The organism is Microcoleus sp. OTE_8_concoct_300, from assembly GCF_031383065.1.
Lineage (GTDB): Bacteria > Cyanobacteriota > Cyanobacteriia > Cyanobacteriales > Microcoleaceae > Microcoleus.
Map to the genome: position 1 here is coordinate 1 of NZ_JANMZH010000767.1, position 7,161 is coordinate 7,161.

The window sequence follows — 7,161 nt, forward strand, 5'->3', positions numbered from 1 at the left end:
ATGCGATAGGTGTGGATGTGTTCGGGACTTTTAATTAATTCGGCAAAGGGGGCGATCGCTTCTCGCGCCTGTTGTGCTGTGGGGGCGTGAACTTCTAGTAAGATCGATCGATCGCTTTGCACGATCAAAGCATTTTCGGGAACATAATTCATAGGTTGTTGCGATCGCAGATAATATCAATTCCGGTTGTACCGTCAGGTGATTGTTGAGTGTTGACTGTTGACTGTTGAGTGTTGACTGTTGAGTGTTGACTGTTGAGTGTTGACTGTTGACTGATGACAATCTAAAATCTACAATCTAAAATCTACAATCTAAAATCTACAATCTAAAATCGATTGACTGTTGATTGTTGATTGATGACAATCTAAAATCTACAATCTAAAATCTATCGATCTTACTATTTATCCCGCTGGGGTAAGACGTAGCCGATCTGCCGCAGGGCGTTGCGAAATTTAGTTTCCTGGGATAATGGAACTGCTAAAGTGCGATCGCCCGCTAGCTGACAGAATTTTTTGGTACGGGAATCATTGGCAATCAACACTGCTAAATGGGCGTTAGCACATTCGATTAACTTGACAGTTCCTGCATCTTGCAAACTATTCGATCGTTCTGTAACATCCGTCAGAAATTGCTGTACGGTTTCGGGTAGCGGTTCGATACTTCTTGTCTCTAAAACTTCTTTAAATTCTGCTAGCGGGTATCCGGCTTCAATGGCGGTAAATAGCTTTTGTCGATCGAGTTGCCAGACGACATCTGAAACTTTTTTAGTATAGAGATCGAGGACGATCGCATCTGATGTCGCGATACCTTCTCCTGCTACAACAATATCTAAATTGGGCAGTACGCGGAGTGTTTGACGGAACTCAATTGCTGGCGGGGTGTAATTGTGAGTCAATCCCAAACAGTAAGCCCCCAAAGCTGTCAGGCGAAAAGAGATTAAGCCGTCGTAGCGGCTGAGAAATCTCAAATCGTCCGTTCCCCAAAGATCGTCACAATCGCTGGGTACGAGGGACGGATCGGCATAGGCAACATCAATTATTCCCAGAGTAGCAACATACTCAAACAACAGGCAGCGCATATATCTTTCTTGCAGAATATGCCAATCATGACTGCCGGAATATCCTAAGTTACCATACCCAAATTCAGAAATGTAGAGATTGTCGGGATCGCGCGTTACTTCAAACCGATTGCCCGTTGCCAACATATACCTGCTAAATTCGCTAAACAGAATCCATTTACCGACAGGACATTCTGCTAGAATTGAGGCGATCGCCTCTCTCCGCCCCGCCACCGCTGTCATGCCGCGCGCGCCCTTGCCGGTTTGTCCTTTAATCGCATCAATGCGGCGAAATTCATCAAAAGTGTTTGTTTTTAACCAGCGCTTCCATGCTGTCTGTAATCCTTTGGCAGGTGATTCTTGCAAAGCTTTCTGTCCCGCTTTGGTCAAAACTAGCTTTTTGCCCGATAGTTCGGCGAATTTGCTCGCTTGGGCGATCGCGGCCCAAGCAAAGGATTTGATGTTACCAACCTCGTAGAATATATCGCCCTTTTCCAAGGTAGCTTGGCGCTGTTCGTCGTTATAAAAATCACCCCCTTGCAATACGGCGGCGATCGCTTTCAGAGTTGTGACACCAGGTAATGCGGTTTTCTCACTAACGGCAACTTTGCCCGACTGAATCAGACGCAAAACTGCTTCAAAATCCTTTGGGGCTACCCGTTCCATTTCAAAAATTGTCAAAGGAAGTTCGTACTCGGATACCTCTGTTTGAGATGTACGAAAGTTATGTTTTTCTACACGAATCATAAAATTATCTGGCAGTACATCGCCAACCAGATTTAAGGAAGTTGCTTGAGGTTTTGGCACAAACTTCAGCAATTTTTCTTCAAGATCGTAGGGTATCGCAGTGCCGTAGAAGAACAAGCATAGTATGGATGGTTCTCGGCTGTATCCATAATGATCGCTCTCTCCCCAGTTTGGTTCTTGTCCGTATTTCGCCACAAATACATCGGCATCATAGCCACCACCTGACCCATGTATAACTTCCGCTACGGCCGCTTTTTGCAGGTCGTCTAATTGCGCCCAAACTTGCTTGAGTTTTTGTCCCTGCATTTGCTCTTTAATCCCAGCAACCAGGTCAGCTTTGCGGGTTAATTTGCGATCGCCCGACAACAGTGCATTCAGCTTTTTTAAATCTTCAACAATTATTCCTTCGAGTGCCTCTTGGAGGGTAGGAACATCATCTAGGGTTTGGTAACGCGGCATAATTTTTGGCAATTCGCCTGTTGCAAAATTGTTTGTGCTACCTAATATAACAACTTTCCCCGATTTGTAATTTGAATTTTTGTTACAAAAATCAGAAGGAGGGTTTAATATTTATTGTTGAACAGGCAAATTTTATCTAATAAAGTACAAAAATAGGTCATCTAAAAAACTCGTTATTACACAACTACTCTTCACAAAATTCTGGAAAAATATTAATTGAAAATTTGATTTGTGAGATTTAACTCGGAGTGTGAGATAATTATTTACAATCGTGACTTGTATGTTACTGATTCCGCCGGCGCGGTAAAACAGCAGTGACAGTCAGCAGCGTTAAAATAATCCCAATTCCCAATCATCACAAACAAAGCGATATGAGCGAACACCCAACCATCAGCTACCGCACCGAAAGCGACTCTATGGGAGACAAACAAATCCCATCTAATGTCTATTATGGCATCCAAACTCTAAGGGCTATTGAAAATTTCCCGATCAGCGGCATTAAGCCTTTATCAACATACGTTGATGCTTGTGTTTTAATTAAGAAAGCTACGGCGATCGCCAATGGCGAACTCGGCTGCATCCCCCAAGACATCAGTCAAGCAATTGTCCAAGCAGCAGATGAAATACTAGGGGGCAAATTGCGCGATCAATTTGTAGTTGATGTATACCAAGCAGGCGCCGGAACTTCTCACCACATGAACGTTAATGAAGTTCTTTCAAACCGCGCTTTGGAAATTATGGGCGAGGAAAAAGGTAATTACAAGCGCGTTAGTCCTAACGATCATGTAAACTACGGTCAATCGACAAATGATGTGATTCCGACGGCGATTCGGATCGGCGGATTGTTGGCGTTAGAAAAAACTCTTTTTCCTGCTTTGTCGGATGCCGTAGTCGCCTTAGAAAAAAAAGCCGAAGAATTCAAAGATATTGTTAAATCCGGCCGCACTCATATGCAAGATGCTGTGCCGGTTCGACTGGGCGATACCTTCGGCGCTTGGGGGCAAATTCTCAGAGAACATATCTTGAGAATTGACAGGGCATCCGATGATTTGACATCCCTGGGATTGGGGGGAAGTGCGGCAGGAACAGGCTTAAATACTCATCCAGAATACTGTCAAAAAGTTGCTGAAATTCTCTCAGAATTAATCGACCAACCCCTGAAACCAGCAAGGCATTTAATGGCTGCTATGCAGAGTATGGCACCGTTTGTAAATGTGTCCGGTGCACTGCGAAATCTCGCTCAGGATTGCGTTAAAATGTCCCATGACTTGCGTTTGATGGACTCAGGGCCGAAAACGGGTTTGAAAGAAATTCAACTCCCTCCTGTGCAACCCGGTTCGTCAATTATGCCGGGAAAATACAATCCTGTGATGGCAGAAATGACATCGATGGTTTGTTTTCAAGTTATGGGTTACGATAGCGCGATCGCCCTTGCCGCCCAAGCAGGACAATTAGAGTTGAACGTGATGATGCCCCTGATCGCCTACAATCTGATTCACAGCATCGAAATTTTAGGCAATACCATCAGCGCCCTGAGCACCAAATGCCTCGAAAAAATAGAAGCAAAGGGCTCACGGTGTCTCGCTTACGCAGAAGGCAGTCTCGCCCTCGTTACCGCCCTCAACACTCACATCGGCTATCTCAACGCCGCCGCCGTCGCCAAAGAATCTCTAGAAACAGGCAAATCTTTGCGGCAAATTGTGCTAGAAAGGGGTTTAATGAGTGCAGAAGACTTGGCAAAAGTTCTAGATTTAGAGAAAATGAGTGCGATGCCGGCATCTTCTGGTAACGTTTAGGCTCAAGAAGGTATCAGGTAGAAACTAGAATGCTGAACTCGATATAATTCTGCATTCTGCCTTTTGAGTTCTGCCTAAGCCCGAGCACAGGTTAAAGTTAAACAATTCAGAATTCAATTTTTTGAGAGTTAATTCTGATTTTTTTTATAGTCTAAAGTTGGGGAGCAAAATTTATGCGCGCAGGTTCTTTTGGCAAATTAACTCAAGATAAAGAGAACACAACTCAAGTGACATTTCATTATGTGGAAGGTCACACGGAAACCTTTACTATCCCGATGCCTGCACAAGAATTTCAAGAGGAAGTGCTGCATTTGTTAAATCAACCTTGGTTGACTTTTCATTTAGTCGATCAAACGGTTTTTATCTGCACTGCCCGGTTGGTGAAAGTGGAAGTAAAACCTGCTATCCCTGAACTGCAAGGTCAAGGAGTATTCTCTAACTCGCTGCGAGTTAGTACCATGCAGCGGGCTGCTGTTGGTAGATTGACAACGAATACTTAAACCGAGTTGCTAGTTATCGGTAAGGGGTAATTGGTAATCGGTGAGTAGTAATAGCTGACAAGCGGTAAGGTGCGCAGTGCGCACCCTACATAGAAGTTGTACGTAAGTCCCAGGAAAAATCCCCAATGCCTAATTGCCCATTTCCCTTAGAAAAGAATTAAAAATTATGTCTGCTGTTAGTTTAATTCGTGCCAATTCATACGATCGCCAAATCTTGCAAGCATCTTTAGAAAATTTGCTCGCACCCTGGGGCGGAATCTCGGCTTTTGTCAAATCGGGCGATCGGGTTTTACTCAAACCCAATCTCCTGACAGGTTCTCGCCCTACAAAAGAATGCGTCACCCGCCCGGAATTAGTTTACTGCGTGGCTAAAATGGTCATTGAAGCGGGAGGAAAACCATTTTTAGGCGATAGTCCGGCTTTTGGTAGCGCCATGGGTGTAGCCAAAGCCAACGGTTATTTGCCGCTGTTGGAAGAACTGAATTTGCCAGTAGTTGAGTTTCAAGGAAAACGCTACGAAACTGTCAGCGAAGATTTCAATCATCTGCTTCTTTGCAAAGAAGCCATGGAAGCAGATGTAGTGATTAATTTGCCAAAACTCAAATCTCACGTTCAATTAACCGTGACAATGGGCGTCAAAAATTTGTTCGGCTGCGTGCCTGGTAAAATGAAGGCTTGGTGGCACATGGAAGCTGGGAAAGATAGCGCCAGATTCGGTGAAATGCTGGTAGAAACTGCCCGGGCAATTAACCCAAATTTGACGATTTTGGATGGCATTATCGGTCACGAAGGTAACGGGCCAAGTGGCGGCGAACCTAAGTTTTTGGGAATTTTGGGCGCCTCTGATGATGTGTTTGCTTTGGACAGAACTTTAGTTGAAATTATTAATGCTGATCCGGCGGCGGTTCCCACTGTAGCTGCGGCGATGAGATTGGGACTTTGCTCGAATTTAGAGGCGATTGATTTTCCGCTTTTGCAGCCGGAAACTCTCAAGGTTTTGGATTGGAAGTTGCCCGAAAGTCTGATGCCGATTGACTTTGGTATGCCTCGCGTGATTCAGTCTACTTTCAGGCATTTTTATATCCGGTTTATCAAAGAAAAGTTCAGCATCAAGGCTTCGCATTAGCGAAGAGAGAAGGGGTAAAATTTGTTTTTTTTATTCCTTCTCCTTCGCCTTGTTAATGGTGAAGAAATCTTATTCCAATGTGACAATTTATGTATTTAGGGAACAATTCAATAACTTTGTCATAAATCTATGGTTTAAAGCATTTGTCTCGCCGTATTGGGAAATTGCGATCATTCTTGCTACCTCGAAGCAGTTTGAGGATCATATTTTAGTACACATACTGATAATTGCAGTTTATTTAAACAAAATTCACCCTAAAATTGCGATCGTCTTTATAATTGACTGAGAAATTATAAAGATTCATTAAATATCGAAAAAGCTTATTGACACTTATACGTAGATAGCCGATAATAGGGACAGATAAAACAGACCTGTTATGAAACAATAAAGGTCTAATCCAGTTGGGAGCATCCCGATTTTGCAAAAACATTAAACTGTAAATTCACCATTCAACTAGGCACAACGAAGTTGTAGCATTTGAGAAACATTTTCAGATTTCCACTACGCTCCTGAAATTTTGAGCCTTCTACCTATTTGCTTGACTGCTGATTCTACCATTGGCGAACCGATGGAACCTGGTTGCAATTCCTGACTTGTCTCATAGTCCACAAGGCCCAGACGATGTTTTTTTAGGTTGGCACGGAAATTAACAACTTGCCGACGATCGCAGTTGTCAAAAATGGCTCCCGCATCATCTACCCGACCACGCCATAACAAGGCCTCAGCTTGTTTAATCCGTTGGGGATCGCCACAAACTTTATACAGATTTTCTTTCAGGTGATACCAGTCTAGGATTTCTTGCCGTTGTGAAGTGGTAGCAATTTCCTTGAATAAATTCACGCGCACCATCGTGACCATCTCCTAAACACATTACAGGAGTAGTTAGCCACTGACTATTGACCCCCAATCAGTGAGGCTTAAGTTACCCTGGAAGAAAGCACCATAGTAAAGGTCTTGCAAGCGCACTATCTTATAATCGCGCCACTGACATGGAAGTCCTCGCTAGTATCGCAGCCGAACTTTACCGCCATCTATGCTGACTGGTGCGATCGCTAGTTTTGATTGAGGAGAGGAAAATTCTTGACGCTGCACCAGTCTGTATTGAGTGGTATGACCAACTTTAACACTCGTGAGGGTGGCCAGGTCAACCTCAGCATTTTGATATGACTCGCTCAGATGAAAGTAGAAGACAGCATTTTTCTAGCACAGGACTCCTACGGCTGTAAGACTCCACGCCCAGGCGGTTTGCTTGTTTTTGTGTGATTTTGAGCTGCCCTACACCACTGTTAAGCGTGCGCTTGCGCCCGCGTGACTGTTTTAATGACTTTTTGGATAAAAAAAGGGCAATTTTAGGGATGACATATTCTAGCCTCTGTTGACGTACTACTTTCTCAAGCCCTTCTAAGGAATGAGAATTAAATAACTTCCACAAGTTTGTGGGATGGGCGTCCCGCCCGTCCTTTTTGGACGGGCGGG

Annotated in this window: 6 protein-coding genes and 1 pseudogene; 3 read left to right on the forward strand and 4 right to left on the reverse strand. The window is 44.0% G+C overall.

Annotation, left to right across the window (positions count from 1 at the left end; genetic code table 11):
- Together ACUVJL_RS34230 and ACUVJL_RS34235 are read right to left on the reverse strand one after the other, a co-directional pair.
- The coding region (locus tag ACUVJL_RS34230) for a helicase-associated domain-containing protein (RefSeq protein ID WP_445249906.1) at positions 1-152 on the reverse strand (152 nt) is incomplete at its 3' end.
- 245 nt (positions 153-397) lie between these two features.
- Entirely contained in the window at positions 398-2,263 is a 1,866-nt protein-coding gene (locus ACUVJL_RS34235) for a hypothetical protein (protein WP_445249903.1), read from the reverse strand.
- Positions 2,264-2,634: 371 nt separating this feature from the next.
- On the opposite strand from ACUVJL_RS34235, the gene ACUVJL_RS34240 reads away from it, so the two are divergent.
- The 3 genes from ACUVJL_RS34240 to ACUVJL_RS34250 all read left to right on the forward strand — a co-directional run bounded on the left by ACUVJL_RS34240 (position 2,635) and on the right by ACUVJL_RS34250 (position 5,685).
- Positions 2,635-4,059, forward strand: coding sequence for an aspartate ammonia-lyase (locus tag ACUVJL_RS34240; protein ID WP_445249907.1), 1,425 nt, complete (start codon positions 2,635-2,637; stop codon positions 4,057-4,059).
- A gap of 173 nt (positions 4,060-4,232) precedes the next feature.
- Positions 4,233-4,559 carry a hypothetical protein gene (locus ACUVJL_RS34245; protein WP_190658683.1) on the forward strand — a complete coding sequence of 109 codons (327 nt, stop codon included), beginning with the start codon at positions 4,233-4,235 and terminating at the stop codon, positions 4,557-4,559.
- Between the two features lie 166 nt (positions 4,560-4,725).
- Positions 4,726-5,685: a DUF362 domain-containing protein gene (locus ACUVJL_RS34250; RefSeq protein WP_445249904.1), complete on the forward strand. Its 960-nt coding sequence runs from the start codon at positions 4,726-4,728 to the stop codon at positions 5,683-5,685.
- A 501-nt stretch (positions 5,686-6,186) separates the two neighbouring features.
- Here ACUVJL_RS34250 and ACUVJL_RS34255 read toward each other — a convergent pair.
- The gene (locus ACUVJL_RS34255; protein WP_445249905.1) at positions 6,187-6,534 is read right to left on the reverse strand and encodes a hypothetical protein; all 348 of its coding nucleotides are present in this window, start codon (positions 6,532-6,534) and stop codon (positions 6,187-6,189) included.
- A 301-nt stretch (positions 6,535-6,835) separates the two neighbouring features.
- Positions 6,836-7,161, reverse strand: a pseudogene (locus ACUVJL_RS34260) (hypothetical protein); the annotation flags it as partial.